Source organism: Peribacillus sp. YIM B13482, from assembly GCF_042787975.1.
Classification (GTDB): Bacteria; Bacillota; Bacilli; order Bacillales; family DSM-1321; genus Peribacillus; species Peribacillus simplex_A.
Window position 1 is genome coordinate 40,833 of sequence record NZ_JBHZPF010000030.1, and the last position, 16,815, is coordinate 57,647.

Annotated in this window: 17 protein-coding genes, 2 pseudogenes and 1 other annotated feature; of the genes and pseudogenes, 6 read left to right on the plus strand and 13 right to left on the minus strand. The window is 38.4% G+C overall.

Annotated features, from left to right (window positions below; genetic code table 11):
* Window positions 1–7: 7 nt before the first annotated feature.
* Window positions 8–1,189 (plus strand): NAD(P)/FAD-dependent oxidoreductase, encoded by a 1,182-nt coding sequence (locus ACFX4L_RS15215; RefSeq protein WP_061462493.1) that lies wholly within the window; start codon window positions 8–10, stop codon window positions 1,187–1,189.
* A gap of 281 nt (window positions 1,190–1,470) precedes the next feature.
* Here ACFX4L_RS15215 and ACFX4L_RS15220 read toward each other — a convergent pair whose 3' ends face one another.
* Window positions 1,471–1,683: a hypothetical protein gene (locus ACFX4L_RS15220; protein ID WP_377384476.1), complete on the minus strand. Its 213-nt coding sequence runs from the start codon at window positions 1,681–1,683 to the stop codon at window positions 1,471–1,473.
* Between the two features lie 134 nt (window positions 1,684–1,817).
* Between ACFX4L_RS15220 and ACFX4L_RS15225 the strand changes: the two genes are divergently transcribed.
* The 3 genes and pseudogenes from ACFX4L_RS15225 to ACFX4L_RS15235 all read left to right on the plus strand — a co-directional run bounded on the left by ACFX4L_RS15225 (window position 1,818) and on the right by ACFX4L_RS15235 (window position 3,727).
* Window positions 1,818–1,949 carry a hypothetical protein gene (locus ACFX4L_RS15225; protein ID WP_377384478.1) on the plus strand — a complete coding sequence of 44 codons (132 nt, stop codon included), beginning with the start codon at window positions 1,818–1,820 and terminating at the stop codon, window positions 1,947–1,949.
* A gap of 257 nt (window positions 1,950–2,206) precedes the next feature.
* Window positions 2,207–3,277 (plus strand): annotated as a pseudogene (locus ACFX4L_RS15230) (CotH kinase family protein); the annotation flags it as partial.
* Between the two features lie 72 nt (window positions 3,278–3,349).
* Window positions 3,350–3,727, plus strand: a complete 378-nt coding sequence (locus tag ACFX4L_RS15235; protein ID WP_309487235.1) for an SET domain-containing protein — start codon at window positions 3,350–3,352, stop codon at window positions 3,725–3,727.
* A gap of 110 nt (window positions 3,728–3,837) precedes the next feature.
* On the opposite strand, the gene argS is transcribed toward ACFX4L_RS15235, so the two are convergent.
* The 3 genes from argS to desA form a co-directional block, all read right to left on the minus strand.
* On the minus strand, window positions 3,838–5,517 hold the full coding sequence (gene argS / locus ACFX4L_RS15240) for an arginine--tRNA ligase (RefSeq protein ID WP_377405566.1): 1,680 nt from the start codon (window positions 5,515–5,517) through the stop codon (window positions 3,838–3,840).
* A gap of 35 nt (window positions 5,518–5,552) precedes the next feature.
* Window positions 5,553–5,771 (minus strand) — a binding site (T-box leader).
* 97 nt (window positions 5,772–5,868) lie between these two features.
* Window positions 5,869–6,414, minus strand: a complete 546-nt coding sequence (locus ACFX4L_RS15245; protein WP_377384482.1) for a response regulator — start codon at window positions 6,412–6,414, stop codon at window positions 5,869–5,871.
* A gap of 92 nt (window positions 6,415–6,506) precedes the next feature.
* Entirely contained in the window at window positions 6,507–7,538 is a 1,032-nt protein-coding gene (desA, locus tag ACFX4L_RS15250) for a Delta(5) desaturase DesA (RefSeq protein WP_377405568.1), read from the minus strand.
* A 381-nt stretch (window positions 7,539–7,919) separates the two neighbouring features.
* Between desA and ACFX4L_RS15255 the strand changes: the two genes are divergently transcribed.
* The gene (locus ACFX4L_RS15255) at window positions 7,920–8,336 is read left to right on the plus strand and encodes a hypothetical protein (protein WP_284469673.1); all 417 of its coding nucleotides are present in this window, start codon (window positions 7,920–7,922) and stop codon (window positions 8,334–8,336) included.
* 504 nt (window positions 8,337–8,840) lie between these two features.
* Window positions 8,841–10,250, plus strand: coding sequence for a LysM peptidoglycan-binding domain-containing protein (locus ACFX4L_RS15260; RefSeq protein ID WP_377405571.1), 1,410 nt, complete (start codon window positions 8,841–8,843; stop codon window positions 10,248–10,250).
* Window positions 10,251–10,281: 31 nt separating this feature from the next.
* Here ACFX4L_RS15260 and ACFX4L_RS15265 read toward each other — a convergent pair whose 3' ends face one another.
* The 9 genes and pseudogenes from ACFX4L_RS15265 to ACFX4L_RS15305 all read right to left on the minus strand — a co-directional run.
* A complete protein-coding gene (locus ACFX4L_RS15265) occupies window positions 10,282–11,178 on the minus strand; it encodes a DMT family transporter (RefSeq protein ID WP_318685601.1) in 897 nt (298 codons plus the stop codon).
* Between the two features lie 153 nt (window positions 11,179–11,331).
* Window positions 11,332–11,535, minus strand: a complete 204-nt coding sequence (locus ACFX4L_RS15270; RefSeq protein ID WP_284469669.1) for a zinc ribbon domain-containing protein — start codon at window positions 11,533–11,535, stop codon at window positions 11,332–11,334.
* Between the two features lie 97 nt (window positions 11,536–11,632).
* Window positions 11,633–11,863 carry a DUF2500 domain-containing protein gene (locus tag ACFX4L_RS15275; RefSeq protein WP_377384492.1) on the minus strand — a complete coding sequence of 77 codons (231 nt, stop codon included), beginning with the start codon at window positions 11,861–11,863 and terminating at the stop codon, window positions 11,633–11,635.
* Window positions 11,864–12,288: 425 nt separating this feature from the next.
* Window positions 12,289–12,831: a hypothetical protein gene (locus ACFX4L_RS15280; protein WP_061464945.1), complete on the minus strand. Its 543-nt coding sequence runs from the start codon at window positions 12,829–12,831 to the stop codon at window positions 12,289–12,291.
* Between the two features lie 158 nt (window positions 12,832–12,989).
* Window positions 12,990–13,142: a hypothetical protein gene (locus ACFX4L_RS15285; protein WP_185148005.1), complete on the minus strand. Its 153-nt coding sequence runs from the start codon at window positions 13,140–13,142 to the stop codon at window positions 12,990–12,992.
* A 296-nt stretch (window positions 13,143–13,438) separates the two neighbouring features.
* Window positions 13,439–14,395: an ABC transporter permease gene (locus tag ACFX4L_RS15290; protein WP_377405573.1), complete on the minus strand. Its 957-nt coding sequence runs from the start codon at window positions 14,393–14,395 to the stop codon at window positions 13,439–13,441.
* Window positions 14,395–15,327, minus strand: a complete 933-nt coding sequence (locus ACFX4L_RS15295) for an ABC transporter ATP-binding protein (RefSeq protein ID WP_377405575.1) — start codon at window positions 15,325–15,327, stop codon at window positions 14,395–14,397. The genes ACFX4L_RS15290 and ACFX4L_RS15295 overlap by 1 nt, the downstream gene beginning before the upstream one ends.
* A 439-nt stretch (window positions 15,328–15,766) precedes the next feature.
* Entirely contained in the window at window positions 15,767–16,006 is a 240-nt protein-coding gene (locus tag ACFX4L_RS15300; protein ID WP_125162990.1) for a hypothetical protein, read from the minus strand.
* A 39-nt stretch (window positions 16,007–16,045) separates the two neighbouring features.
* A pseudogene (locus ACFX4L_RS15305) lies at window positions 16,046–16,295 on the minus strand (GNAT family N-acetyltransferase); the annotation flags it as partial.
* Window positions 16,296–16,815: the final 520 nt, after the last annotated feature.

Genomic DNA, 16,815 nt, shown 5'->3' on the forward strand with positions numbered 1-16,815 from the left:
ATTAACTATGTCAAAACAAATCGTCATCTTAGGTGCGGGTTATGCGGGATTACTATCAGCCTTATCCGTACGTGAATATTACAATAAGGATGAAGTGCAGGTTACAGTGGTGAATCAATTTCCAACGCACCAAATCATCACCGAATTGCACCGTCTTGCAGGCGGATCCATTTCTGAACAAGCCGTTTCGATTCCTTTGGAAAAACTTTTCAAAGGAAAAGATATCGACCTTACCATTTCAAAAGTGGAGTCTTTCTCAGTCGATAAAAAAGAAGTGAAACTTGCGAATGGTTCCACTTTATCTTATGATGCCCTAGTTGTTGCTTTGGGAAGCCAAACAGGATTCTTCGGCATTCCGGGACTTGAGGAAAACAGCATGGTCTTGAAATCCGTAAATGATGCTAACAAAATTTACAAACATATCGAAGATCGCATCCGTGAATATGCACAAACGAATAACGAAGCGGACGCTACAATCGTAATCGGCGGCGGCGGATTGACTGGCGTCGAGTTAATCGGTGAAATCGTGGATCATTTCCCTAAAATCGCCAAAAAGTTCGGAGTGGACTTCAAGGACTTGAAAATCAAGCTTGTGGAAGCTGGTCCAAAAATCCTTCCTGTCCTGCCTGACCACTTAATTGAACGTGCCATGTCCAGCTTGGAAGCACGCGGCGTTGAATTCTTGACAGGTCTGCCTGTAACGGGTGTTAAAGGAAATCAAATCGAATTGAAAGATGGACAAACGATCGAAGCCAATACGCTTGTTTGGACAGGCGGAGTCGCAGCACTTCCTATCGTAGGCGAATCAGGCCTTGAAGTGGATCGCGGCAAAGCAACCGTTAATGAGTATTTGCAATCAAAATCCCATAATGACGTATTCGTTGTCGGAGACAGTGCCGTTGCTTTCCCTCCAGAAGGCGGCCGTCCATACGCTCCTACTGCACAAAATGCTTGGCAAATGGGTGAGCTTGTTGGATACAACCTATATGCAGCCTTTGAAGGCAAGAAACTTGAAGAATTTTCACCGGTCAACTCAGGTACACTTGCGAGCCTTGGCCGTAAGGATGCAGTGGCAACCGTTGGGGCCAATAACACTTCCCTTAAAGGTCTGCCGGCTACATTGATGAAAGAAGCAAGTAATATTCGCTATCTATCACACATCAAAGCCCTATTCAGCCTCGCTTATTAATTTATTATAGCCGTGACGTGACATCCTTCATTGTATGTCCGCGGTAAATGCCCTTTCTTCCCGGTCATCGGGATTAAAGGGCATTTTTTTCATGAATGTATTATACTGCCTGATCATGATGCAATGATTGACGAAAGATGTTAACAATGGACGGTACTCCATTTTGTTGCTTATCCATCTATAAATCTCCTGGGATTAGGCAACTCTCCTAAATCCTCTCCGTTAATTTTTATTAGCCCGTTTATCGTTAACTAACGCTCAAGTATGTACCATTGCGCATATTATAAAATTAACCTTATTAAAGGAGGGGTCTGTATGCCGAAAGGGAAAAAAGGAAAAGCAGCTTCATCTGGCAGTTCATCTACCGGTAGCACTTCTACTGGCAGCAAGTCCACTGGAAGCAAGTCTACTGGCAGCACAACTACTGGCAACACAACTACTGATTGACGAAAGATGTTAACAATGGACGGTACTCCATTTCGTTGCTTATCCATTCTATAATTCTCCTGATTAGGCAACTCTCCTAAATCCTCTCCATAATTTTTATTAGCCCGTTTGTCGTTAACTAACGCTCAAGTATGTACCATTTCGCATATCATAAAATTAACCTTATTAAGGAGGCGTCTGTATGAAAGGGAAAAAAGGAAAAGCAGCTTCATCTGGCAGTTCATCTACCGGTAGCACTTCTACTGGTGGCACTTCTACTGGCAACAAGTCCACTGGTAACAAGTCCACTGGCAATAAATCTACTGGAAAATAATCTACTGGCAACACAGCTACTGGTATCATAACTACTGGTATCACATCTACAACAACAACAACATCTACTTCATAAAGTTCAAGCTCAAGCTCGTCCACTGAACGTGGCAAAAAAAGAAGAAGATAGATAGTTAAATATAAAATGCTTCAGCTTGATTAATCCCTGATTGATCAAGTGGAAGTATTTTATGATATTACGGCTTCATTAAGGTCAAGACTGTCCATAAAACATCTTATACAAGGAAGGAAGGTGAGTGTATGTCTTATCATATTCCATCTTATTTCTTAATGATAGAAGAAAAAGATCTAGAAGATTTACGTGCGGATATTTGGAGCGATGACCCTATTCCCGCCAATTTGAAAGTAGAAAACGACACTTATGTTATCGATATTGGCTATCGGGGCTCTTATACCCGCAAATTCCGGAAAAGATCCTATTGGATTGATTTCATCGAGCCAGAACGATTCTTTGGCGCCCACAAAATCCATCTCAATGCCGAATACAGAGATCCTTCCCTCATTCGCAATAAACTCTCACTCGATTTCTTTCAAGACCTTGGTGTCCTTTCCCCTCATAGCCAACACATCAACCTATTCCGAAATGGCACGTTTAAAGGTGTGTATTTACAATTGGATTCCGTCGATGGGGTTTTTTTAGAAAAAAGAGGACTTCCTGCCGGCCCGATTTATTATGCTGTCAACAATAATGCCAACTTTTCATTGAAAAGGGATGGGAAAGAGAAAGACTCCCTTACGTCAGGCTATAAACAAGCGTTTGGCAAACCCGCCGATGATGAATATCTCATCGAATTCATCAAAAAAATCAACACCACCCCACTTGCAAAGTTTCCTGAAGTAGTCTCTCAACATCTTGATATCCATAAATACTTACGCTGGCTGGTTGGAGCAGTTTGCACCATGAATAACGACGGTTTCACTCATAACTATGCACTATACCGCAATAGTAAAACGAAGTTATTTGAAATCATTCCTTGGGATTACGATGCCACTTGGGGACGCAAAGTCAGTGGAGGGATCATGGAGCACACATATGTCCCTATCGAAGGGAAAAAGTCAAACCACCTTATTCATCTGCTCTTGCAGGTTCCGGAATACAGTAAGTTCTACAAAGACCTCTTGGTTGAAACATTAGAAACCACATTTACTGTGAAGTATATGGAAAATAAAGTATTACCACTACACCAGGGCATACGCCCCCATATCCTTCTTGATCCATATAAAAAGAATAAGATTGATCTATTCGACAAGGAACCGGAATTCATCTTCGAATTCATTCGCAAACGCAGTGATTACTTAAATAAGCACCTTGGTGGCCTAGATGAAAAAAATGCCACGACACAACTGATAGCCAAACAGGACCGAAAAAGGGGAGTTGCTTCCGTGTCACCAATCTGCATTAAAAATACGGGGAAGTATGGCAGGGGAGTATATGCTACAAGGGATATTAAAAAAGATGAACTCATTGAGGTATCACCTGTCATCATTTCACCCAAACATGAATGGAAATATCTAAAGAAAACCGCACTCTTTCATCACTGTTTCTATTGGGGAGATGATGATGAAACTGTCATTGCCTTAGGAAATGGTTCACTATTCAATCATTCATACACTCCAAATGCGACATTCGATAATAATTTAGAAGATTTAACGATAGACTTTTATGCACATAAAGATATAAAGGCTGGCGAGGAAATCACGATCAATTACAATGGTGAACCTGATGATAAATCCCCGTTATGGTTCGATGTCATCGAGTAGGCGTTTTTTGCTTCCATTTTATTTTGAAAGAATCCATTTTGAAGGAAAATTGATCAAAATGGATTCTTTTTTTATTCAGTTTTCTTCGCTAATGCAAGGACTCTTTAACTTTACATTTTATTCGGCGCTGAAATTCCCAATAAACTTAGCGCATCCTTTAATGCAACTGCCACGGAAAAAGCGAATGAGAGCTTCATTTGTTTCCATTCATCTTCAACTAAGATTTTCGTATGTGCATAATACTTATTGAATGCACGCGATAAATGCAAGCTGAATTTCGCGATTTGTGATGGATCGGCTTGTTCAAATGATTTTTGGACAATGATCGGGTACTGCTCAAGCAGTTGGATGACTGACCAAGCATATTCTCCTAAAGCGTCAAAATGGATAACCTGTTCTTTAAATTCACCTTTTTCCAGCAATGATGAAATACGCGCAAATGTGTACTGTACATATGGACCCGTTTCTCCCTCAAAATTCATCATTTGCTCTAATGAAAAGTCAATATCATTCATCCGATTATTTTTTAAATCATTAAAGATTACCGCTCCGACACCGACCTGTCTTGCAACCAGTTCTTTCTGTTCAAGCGCTTGATTTTTTTCTTCAATATTGCGCTTCGCCGTTTCGATTGCCTCTGCCAAAACATCCGCAAGCAGCACGACTTTCCCTTTACGTGTCGACATTTTCTTACCGTCTTTTAACATCATGCCAAATGCTACGTGCTGTAAGTCATTTGACCAATCGTACCCCATTTTTCCAATGACGTTAAAGAGTTGTTTAAAGTGCAGGGATTGTTCATTTCCTACAACATAAAATGTTTTCTTCGCCTCATACTTTTCTTTACGATACAATGCCGCGGCTAAATCACGCGTGGCATAAAGTGTCGCACCATCCGTTTTCGTAATCAAACAAGGCGGCATATCTTCCAATTGCACGACATAGGCACCTTCGGATAGGGTAAGCAGGCCTTTTTCTTTTAGTTCCTCGACAACAACATCCATTTTGTCATTGTAAAACGCTTCGCCAGCATAGGAATCAAAACGGATGCCCAATAAATCATAAATCGTATCGAATTCTTTTAGAGAGGCATCCCTGAACCATTTCCATAGTGCCAGTGCCTCCTCGTCCCCATCTTCAAGCGACTTGAAGCTAGCGCGTGCTTGTTCATTCAACGATTCATCCGTTTCAGCCATTTCATGGAACTTCACATAGATTTTCAATAATTCCTGAATCGGGGAAGCTTCGATTGCCTCCTTGTCTCCCCACAGCTTATACGCGACAATCAATTTGCCGAATTGCGTGCCCCAATCCCCTAGATGATTAATACGCACGGCATTGTAGCCATTTTTTTCAGCAATGTTAGCCAGTGCATTTCCTATGACCGTTGAGCGTAAGTGCCCCATGGAAAAAGGCTTGGCAATATTCGGGGATGAATAATCAATCACGACATTTCCCTGTACAGGCTGCTTTCCGCCATACTTATCCTTTTCACTTAATATGGTTTGCAACACATTTTCCGTCACAATCTGTTGATTGACGAAGATGTTCAGATAACCACCCACTACGTTCACTTCTTGGATCAACTTACTGTTTAATTGTTCAGCTATTTCAGACGCAATCACTTGAGGTGACTTTTTCAACTTTTTTGCAAGAGTAAAGCATGGAAAGGCGACATCACCTAACTCCATCAATTTAGGCTTTTCCATTAATTTTTCTATTTCACTTGTTGGCATTTCATTGTTCAAAGCAGTTGAAATTAAGGCTGCAATTGGTTTATTCATCGTCATTTTTCCCTCCTAAACAAAAAAGCCCCCGTCTCTAAATAAGAGACGAGAGCATAGTTTCCCGTGGTACCACTCTAGTTGCCACAATTTGTGACCACTTTCCATTGTTAACGAGGTGACTCCCCGATGTTCTCTACTGGACGTTTCAAGAAATTTCTCCAAAGTGCGTTTCATTCATCCGTCCTGCATTAGGCTCACACCATCCCTAACTCGCTTTCCATTTCAAAATGAACTACTCTCTTTATCACAGAATTTTCAATATTATGATTTAATCCATCGTACACAATTTTAAAAAACGTGTCAACACAGGATTTCTGATCTAACCCTGTCATAAAGTCTCTATCCCAAATCCATCTAGCCAGCCGGTAACTTCATTTTATCCTTGATAGTCGAAAAGTATTTCCTTACGGTCCCAATTGTGTTGCTTTGCTGATTTGAGGGGTCAAGTGTGGTTTGACCATCGGCTAACAGGCCTAACACACCCATTTCCTGGTCATTATTGTTGGAAGACTCATCCATAAGTTCAGGGGAGTATATTCGCTTGCCATCCATTACGCTGCGAATCGAGGAGGCTAACTCTTCACTCGGGTTATCCTTCAATAAATAACCACTTACATTAGCTTTTAAAGCAAGTTGAAAATAACCAGTCCTTCGAAATGTCGTTAAAATAATCACTTTGCATTCAAATGACTTTAAAGCTTCAGCTGCCTCAAGCCCGCTCTTTACAGGCATCTCCATATCCATGATACAAACATCCGGCTTTAATTGGTGCACAAGAGTAATCGCTTCTTCTCCATTACTGGCTTGCCCGGCAATTTCTATATCTTCTTCAAGATTGAGTAGAGAACTAATTGCCTCTAACAGCATTTGCTGATTCTCTGCAATGACAATTCGGATCATTTTAAGTTCTCTCCTTTATTGAGTCGTTATATGAAGAAAAGACTCCCCAAAATCCAAGGATTATTAAGGGAGTCTGGAATGATTCATGAACGTTACAATTCAGATTTCACTTGAGCGGAAACACTTTTTTTCGTTAAATATTTTATGTCTTTAAAGCCAACAAAATTCTTGTTTTTCTCATCCCACAAGCGGAAACGGAGCGACTGTAAGCTTGTAGCAAGAGTAATCGTTGGTACGTTCTTTAAAGGCTCTGTATTATTATGTGCATTTTCCAGTTTATAGTTAGGTACCCTAGGACTTAAATGGTGAACATGATGGTAACCGATATTACCAGTAAGGAACTGCATCAGTTTTGGTAGCTTATAAAAAGAACTTCCTTCCACTGCTGCCAATACATATTCCCACTCCTCATTTTCTTCAAAATAAGAGTCCTCAAATGTGTGCTGGACGTAAAACAGCCAAATGCCCACTGAACCTGATATTAAGAAAATGGAACCTTGTACTAAAAGAAATGACTGCCAGCCTACTGCAAGGCAAAGCAATGCCACTAAACCAACGATTAATACATTCGTCAAATAGGTGTTCATTTTTTCCTTCTTTCTAGCACCTTTTCGGTTAAATCTATTTTTAAGAAGGAAAACATAAATCGGACCTATCCCAAACATTACCAATGGATTACGATAAAAACGATAGGCAAAACGAAGTCTAAGCGGCGCAGCCAAATATTCATCCACCGTAAGGGTCCAAATATCCCCTGTACCCCGCTTATCTAAATTGCCACTTGTTGCGTGATGCACAGAATGCTCATGCCCCCATTGATCAAAAGGGAATACAGTCAAAACACCCATGACTGTCCCGACTATTCTATTCGCACGGCGGCTTTTGAAAAATGAATGATGCGTACAATCATGAAAAATGATGAAAATTCTTGTCAAGAAGCCAGCAGCCAACACAGCTGGAATTAACGTTAACCAGTAAGAAACCGAAAGACTTATATATGCCAGGTACCATAAAATAATGAACGGCCCTAACGTATTGATGATCTGCCATATACTTTCTTTTGTTGTTGATTGTTCAAAAGGAGCAATTTGTTTTCTCAAGTTTTTAGTATTTTGTATGGTCATTAATCAATTGCACTTCCCTTTATTTTTTCGTTATTTCTTATTATAAAGAAATCAACCTGATTTTATTAGTACCAGGTGTCATGACTAGAAGATGACAAATGTCATGTACAAGATATTTTCGAAGGAAAACCCTACCAAAAAAAAAAAAAAAAATGGAGAAAGGCCAAAACCGGCTAACCTTGTTCATACGAATAGGATGGTATAGTTCCAACAAATTAATCTCCATTTGGAAGAATTTTTTTCTTATCATAGAAAGCTTAAAAACGACAAACGTATAATAAACTGTCGTAAATCTCGAGGGATTTTAGAGAGATGTTAATTATCAAAGCCACTTATGATAGGCTTAGACTACCAGTTGAAAAACTGTAAAGGGGAATTAGTTTGGATAAGGAAATGGAGAAAACGATTGTAAAATCATTTTTCACCAAAAGGCTCCAAGATAGAATTCTGTTCGAATTGTCTTCAGCCAAGAAACGCAAGGATGCCTTAAGTCGCCTTTGTCATTCTTACAGAACAACTCTTCGCGAAGAATACATCATTGAGATTCCGAAACCGAATTCAGATCCAGTAGATATAGCTAAGTTACTAAAACAGAATGGTGCTGAAGATTCTTGTTATGTAATATCCTGGGATGAAGATATTGATGGTAAGGAGCTCCCCTTATTAACCGCCTTAGAAAAAGCTGTTGGAATGGGGATGCCCTCAATCATATCCTGCATACCAAATAAACTCGCTTATTTTGAAGCTGAACAAGAAGCCCTTCCATCTCCAAGATTTTTACTAAAAAGAAAACAATGAACACAAATAGGACTACCAATTTTATAGTCCTATTTCTAGATGAACTATCAGCATTAAACCTAACCATTAGTCGTAGCAGATTGCGCAGTGGAGATTAATTCCAGTTACTCTCCCTTTAAAAATAAATAAAGATCATAATTTGTCGAAATGGAGGAATATTCCGTCCCACACGCAAATAAGTCATTCAACATGCAAATATTCCGACCTTCATCAAAATTATTCGTCCTACAACAGAATAATTCGACCTACCATAGTGTGGGGCCACAACAGCAGAATCGTATTCCTGTTTAGATGATTCCCTATTTTCTAGACTTTTCCACAATGTACCTCTATTTTATTGCTATTCTCCATAGTAAACTAGTAAAGTTAAATTTTACAAAGGGGAATAAAATAATCGTGAAAAAATTCTTTGGATGTTTTATTATGTTAAACCTTCTTTGTATGTGTCTCTTTCCTACCAGTGGTAGTTCATCAAGTAAAACCCAATACATAGGTTCTGTTAAAGTGGACAATACAAAAGTTTTTAGTTCTCCTAAATTAGGTTCTACTCTATTAAAGACCTTAAAAAAGGGCGAGGAGTTTCCCGTCATTTCCTCTGCCGTTGGGGATTCCGCGGGCCCTATTATTCATAAAGTAAAGACTGGAAACACATTATGGAAAGTAGCAAATCAATATGGAGTTTCAGTAAGTGAGCTACAAAAAGAAAACAAATTAACTTCTTCCGAAATTACTGTTGGCCAAAGCCTGAAGATTCCCCAGAAATATAAGATCCATAAGGTAGTATCAGGAGATACATTGTGGAAGATTTCTTCTAAATATAAGGTAACCACCAGTGATTTGACGAAATTAAATAACTTACATGCAGATACAATTAATGTTGGCCAAAAATTGAAGATTCCTGATTATTACTACCAGGTTCAATTGCTTGATGGTAAAAAGGGATGGATAAAGACATCCCAGCTTCAAAAAAAGGCGCAAAAACCTGTCGTCATGGGCTGGACGCATAATGAATCGAAAGAAAACTACACCCAACAAATTAAACAACCTAATTTAAATGTAGTTTCTCCTCGTTCCTATACGCTGACGAATTCCGGTAATTTCGTTTCCGTTTCTGCGGATGCAAAGTTCGTCCAAAACGCCCATAAGCAAGGAAAGCAAGTTTGGCAGCTTATCGGAAATCAATTTGACCCTGTTTTAACCGGTTCTGTACTAGGCAATACAAAAAAACGCCAGAAATTGGTTTCAGCTTTATGTGATTCACTTGTTAAAACTAAAAGTGATGGAATAAATGTAGATTTTGAAAACATCGATCAAAAAAACAAGAAGGACTTTGTACTTTTCATAGGCGAACTGAAAAAGGTACTAAAACCGCATGGAATTAAAGTATCTGTGGATGTCACCCGAGAAAATGAAGACCCTTTTTGGTCAAAAAGTCTGGATAGGAAAGCTCTTGGCAAAATAGCAGACTACATAATCATAATGGGTTATGACGAGCATTGGGGAGGGAGCCCAGTAGCCGGGTCCGTTTCCTCGTTACCTTGGATAAAAGAAGGAACTAAGCTTTTAATGAAAGAAGTACCTGCCCATAAGATCATATTGGCTGTACCATTTTATACGAGAGAATGGGTAACCGATTTATCGACCAAAAAAGTGAAAAGCCATGACCTTACCATGGCTGAAGTCAACAAAATCATTTCATCTCATAAACTTAAAAAGGTATGGGATAAAAAGACTCAACAAAATTACGTGGAGTATACTTCCAAAGGGGAAAAGCATCAAATATGGATAGAAGATAAAAAATCGATGAAGCTCCGTATTGACCTGGTAAAACAAAATCACCTAGGCGGTGTATCTGCTTGGTACCTTGGATCAGAAACCCCTGACATTTGGGATGTATATCATTTTAATCAATAGATTGATAGAAAAACCATAAAGGAAAAAGGCCTCACATTGTGTGCGGCCTTTTCTGCATGACATCCTTTTCAGTCGGTCTTGTCGTCTTAAGTGAATAGAGCACCCCAATAAATATCAATGAAATACCCAAGATTTGAATCCTGTCCGGTTGAAATCCTGAAAACAGAATATCCAAAAGGATGGCCACTGCCGGATCGACAAAAATCATGAAAGATACTACATTTGTAGGCAAATGGCGGATACTATTAAAAAACAGAAGATACACGACGCCTGTATGGATGATGCCGGTAAGTACAGTATAAAACCATTCGGAAGATTTTAGCGTTGTGTAGACTGAAAAATCGACAAAAGGAATCAGTAATAGAAATCCAATGAACATTTGCAGAAAAGTGGTCGCGTATACACTTGTCTTTGAAATGCTCTTTCCTAAAAGCATGGTTGCCGCATAGAAAAATGCAGCAATGACCCCATAAATAATCCCTTCCCATTCAGGGGTTGATGATCGAAATCCATCTGTTCCCATAATGAATAATGTGCCAATGAAGCAAAGTGAAATGGCCAGGATGGAAAATAAACTCATTTTCTCCCTGAAGATGAAGCTCCCGATAATGAGTACAATGATCGGCGCTAAATGATAAAGCGAAATGGCAATTGTCACCGATATCAGTTCGAAAGATTTAAAGAGGAATATCCAGTTTAACAAGTTGGCCACCGCGCAGAAAATGATGAGCATTATCTCTCTACCATTCCATATTTCGTTCTTGAAATGTCCTGTAATCATCCATGCTGCACATAAGAATATGGCAGCACAAATGCAGCGAACAAAAACCAGTTCCAATGCAGGAAGTCCTGATAGTCCTGAAAAGAAACCGACAGATCCAAAGATCGTCATGGCTAAAGACAGTTGAAGAAGTGCTATTTTATTCATTTAATTTCTCCTTATGAAATCACACATTATTTTACATATAGCTTATACTAAAAAGTAATCCAACCGGTAATGGGCTGAAAGAACTTCATGCATAAATGAAGAAAAAACAAGAATCCCCTTTTCATGAAAAAGGGGATTCTTTTGTGCAGCTTATCACCCCAGGAATAGATCCAGCAGATTACTGCCTACAGATGATTGCTTATTATAAAACTCCGAATAACCGCAATTCTTGCAATACACAACCGTAAATTGATTATTCTGGACATCGAACATTTTTGACAATCCTGTTCCAGTCATTGCTACGTCCTTCTTGGCAGCATCATTGCTTCCGCATTTCATACATCCCTTTTCATTCATGATCCTTCATCCCCTAATCTATCCTAGATTCATTTTAAGTAACTAATCCATTAACAATTCTTCCCAGTAAAATCAATATATCTTGTTCCTTGAAAGGTTAAAGTGCCGACATCCCCTTCTGCAAGAATACCAAATTCTTTCCTGAAATATGGAATTCTGATCGATCGCCACTCTCAAATTCAAATGTAACATAATAAGTCGTAGAGGAGCTTTGCGAGTGGAGATTGTTATTGTGACCGTATGAATGACCATTCCTAATAGTATTTGTTCGTTTGTCTTTCACCATTGCAGGAACAGATAAACGAGGAGATTTCTCGTTCTTCTCCATTGACTAAGACCAGAGAATATATTAACTATGATCATTATAAAAATGATAACAAAAATAATTCCTATAAATACCGGAGCACCTGTGAAAATCCAAACCCCGCTTCCACCAACATCGTACCTTTGATATTCCTCTCCGCCCCGATGACATAATATACGGATAAAATGGAAAAAAGTTTCAGTTCGCATTCAAAAAAATGGTGAATTAATTTAAATTTTCTTCCCCTTTACTCCCCTCTGATCAATCTATATTTCCACCATCTAAAAAATTGGAGGTGCAGTTCAATAAAATGGGACCTTTTTATAACTCTCTCTTTTGGATTGGCTCCCTTTTTTATTTTCAATAGATTTTAAAGTAGGAAAAGTATTTGAAAATAATAGATTAGATAACGATAAGATTCTAATCATTCCTTCCCGGTAAAAAAAGCATTAAATAACATCTGAATCATCTAATCGTATTTCTGCAACCCTTCCACCTTGAACACACCAAAATTCTAAAGTAATATTCCGTTTATGGTCAATGTAGCCGATAATATCCGCTCCCTGTTCATAACTTTTATAATAATGATCCCCATACTTCGAAAGAACGTCCGCTTTCTTACTTCCTAATTTAATACCTTTGCCTGTTTGAAGGGAACTTTCAAATAGATCGTCATCCGCACTTGAAATGATTAACCGCATAATTTTCCCTTTATCCTCGTCTGAATTGATAGTGGCCGTTTTTAACCCGCCTTTCCAATAATAATAATCATATGCATTGTTATTGTCTTGATCGATGGGTTCTCCATAATCTCTAATAAATTCTGGACTCGATATGTTATCCCAGACTTTATATCCCCCGATAGATTCATCAGACAAGTCCGTTGATTTTGTCAATTTCTCAGAGAATGCCGAGTACACATAGAAACCTAATGTTGTTCCAATAATAATAAGTACAATTACTAAATTACGTTTATACTGCATTTTTCCCATCTCTAAAATCTACTCCATCCATATCGGAAATGAAAATATTGGCTATACCGATTTCCTTATCAAACTTTAACCTGACTTGAATAGGACGAATTGTTGGCGCGCAGGACGAATTGTTCATTTTTAATGATCGTCCCTGCCGTAATACTCAAATGGAGCTACTAACTAGCAAACAGGACGGAACTGATTCCCATTATGTATCCTCCGCCTATCCCGATCGCTACGCCAAAAACCGTCCATTGTGATATGTAAATACCTATTAGAAATAAAATGAATCCTATAAGTCCAATTAACAGAACCTTTTTTTTATTCATTTTGCACCCCTTGGCCAAAATATCCTTATACTATCTTATACGGATAAAATTGGATAAAAGTTTCATTCTATTACTAAATTGATGATTCATTGAAAGAAAGTCGAGTAAATAAAGTAGTTTCAAAAATTACCTGCGTTTTTTTGCCCATGATAAAAAGGCTGCCGCAGCAACCTTTATCTTGAAGGGGATTTTATCCCATTATTACAAATAGAAAAATTTAATTTATTGTATTTTTCTCTCGGCGGCTTCAATAAGAAAAACCGAAATCAGCCACTGATTTCGGTCGTTCCCTCTATTTAATTAGTGATATCTTTTTTCTGGAAGAAGAAGAAAGTTAGCGCTAAAAAGATAAGATAATAGATGCCAAGTACACTCATTGAAAATCCAAGTGTAGCTCCATCAAACATTTCCATGGTTCCGGAAATATAGCCCCTTAAATCAAGGTGGGGGAATAAGACGAATTTTAACCACTCGTATTTACCGATGAATGATTGAATGACCATATTTAATGTCGAAGAGGCAAATAGGATGAAAATGGATATACCTACTGCAAGTGCTTGGTTTTTAAATACTGTGCTTAACATGAAAGCGATGGTCGTGATGACCAAGAATCCTGGTATCCAGTAAACGATCATGTCCACGAAATATTCTCCGACTACCACCGTACTGAATTCACCGAAAGATGCAGGATCCATTATTTTGTCTGAATACGAACCATTGCCAAAGAATATGATTCCGATTAGATAACTGAATATAAGCAGGCTCGCAAGTAATAACGCTGCAAATAACAGGGAAGTAATATATTTGGAAAGTAGAATCTTCCAACGTTTATAAGGCCTGATCAACAGTTGTTTAATGGTACCATCCGAAAACTCCGAGGAAACTAGCGAGCTGCAAACAATAACGACGAATAAAGTGACAAATGACGTTAATGTTGTAGTCCATTCCGCCATATATGTCCAATTCGTGTTTAAGTCAGGGTTTATATTATCAGCTAAAAGTTGCTTATTTAGATCAATGTCAGCCATGATTTCGGCTTTTTCATCGTCACTGATATCAGTAGCTTTCAATGCCTTTTGCTGTTCTTGGATATCTGCCTTTAACTCTTGCTTCCAATCTTTACCCGATTCGCCGGCACTTAATTTATAATCGATGACTGCCGCCCCTAATGCTGCCAATAAAAGAAAAGCGATGAATATATAGGTTGATACTTTTGAAAAGATTTTCATCCATTCATTTTTTACTAAGGACATCATACAGACTCCCTCATTTCCTGCTCAGTGATTTCAAAGAATTTATCTTCCAGTGATTTTCTAGTAATGCCAATTTCATAGACATCCAGTTGATTTCCATTAAAACTCCTGTTTATATCAGCCGTTTGTTCACGAGTAGCCGATACGGAGATTGTCTTCGCATCATATTTTAGAATCGTAATATCCACAAACTGTTCTTGAAGGATTTTTTTAGCTAGCTCCCCATCACTGACAGTGAATGAAACTTCATTTACCGTTTCGATTTTTTCATCTACAATATGTTCTTTCATATGTATCAGCTTTCCCTTTTCGATAACGGCAAAACTATCACACATCAATTGCATCTCCGATAGTAAATGTGATGAAATCAATATCCCGACGCCTTCACTTGCCAGTACTTTCAAATAATCACGAAACTCACGAATCCCTTGTGGATCCAAGCCATTCGTCGGTTCATCAAAAATCAATAACGACGGTTTATGTAAAATGGCCTGTGCCACGCCAAGGCGCTGACGCATTCCTAATGAATAGGTTTTAACCTTCTTATCGATGGCATGATCCAGTTTGACAAGCTTTATGACCTCTTCTATTCGGTCATTGGATATGTCATTGGCTGACATTCGGGCATAATGCAGGATATTCTTCCTGCCCGTCATGTACTTATAAAACTCCGGGTTTTCAACAATGGCCCCCAATTGATTCATCGCACCTTCGAAATCTTTATCGAGGTCACTGCCATTGATCATGACAGTACCGCCCGTACGGTTGATAAGACCAGTGATCATCCGGATGATAGTGGTCTTACCAGCCCCATTCGGACCAAGCAAACCAAAAATTTCATTACTTTTTATTTCAAAGCTGACATTGTCTACAATGGTCGCTTTTCCAATTTTTTTAGTTAAGGATTGAACCTTAAGAACCGTTTCAGACATATAATACCTTCCTTTTTTTATATTTTCCAAAATCACACAAATTCAATATTACCATATTATGCATATTGTTACTATACTGATATTCTTCCATTTGGATAGAAGCATCCCTTGACTCAGCTGCAATCAATAGATTTGAATTTCACCGTTCTTACCGATGGACTACAAGGTGATGGCAGCCTCTCCGACATACCCATTTTCAAAATACCCAATGTTGGTTTCCGTATGCCTCTTCTCTTCCCTTCCCTATCCTTATAGCGCAATAACATCGAACTCACATTAAAGTCTTCAGTCGGCGTCAGCTACCCGCCCTCATAATTCCCAATATCAATATCACTGCAATGATCTTTCATCGAAATAGCTATGTATCGTTTCTTTTTATTACGTTTCCGAATGAATTAAGTTACAGGTTTTTTTTATATTAAAGGAAAATTTATGTTAATTATAAATAAAGCAACGTATAGGTAAAGCCGATAGAAATGGCCAGACCCAATGCAAAAAGGAAGATTCTTCTAATAAAAGAAGGGAAAAGTCTATAAACCATCATTAAAATAAAATCGATGAAATTCGTTGGTATTCCTGAGCCGAACTCTTTGACTACTTTCTTGTCACCAAAAACGGCGAACCACATTACAAAAAGACCACATAAAATGAAAATGAAGGAAAAAATCTTAAACCACATTCGATGTCACCCGTTCCTCATAACGATATTGTTTTAGTCTTATCTTAACTGGGTTTTAGGATTCAAGTTTTTCAAAATGAATTCTTCACCCCAAACCTCTTGCATGGGAATCCCCTTTGTCCTCACCGAATCTTTCTAATCCGCATTTTTCCAGCACCCGGATAGATCATAGATTCTCCTTGACTGCCCGGGCATAAAGAGGACGAACATTTATTTTCGTCAAAAAATTGAGCTCTGTAGCAATTCCTTTACCCCAATATTGCTTCCCAATCCAGTAACTCACTCCTGGGTTAACTTTTTTACAGAATATGGTCATTTTTTTGAATAACCCGATTTGTTGTGATATCCTTCCATTTGGTCAAAAAAAAGCCACTTTGTCTAAACTTTCTAACCCTTCTATTAACAAAAAACAGACGGTTATTTTTCGTCCTCATATATCAAGTAACCGCTGAAAGCTTATCCATGAAAAACTCCATCATTGCCTTTCCTCTAAATTCCAACTACATTCTTCCAGGATACCCTACTAGTATCTGACTGCGCTTCCCTCAAGATAACACTAATTGCCATAAAAGAAAGGACTAACAACAAATTACATGAACAAAACTCCCAAATTAAACTTTACTTAAAATATAACGTTTTTTCATTAAAGCTGTCTTCATTTGGAAGCGGAAACCCTCAACTCCTCGTGATTTCTTGAGTACATATCTTTTTTTTGGAAGAAACCTTTAATATTTTTTGTATGAAAACATATTCGTGAAAGGCCATACTAAAATAAGCCCACCATATTCTAATTTTTTTGAAGGGCGTAA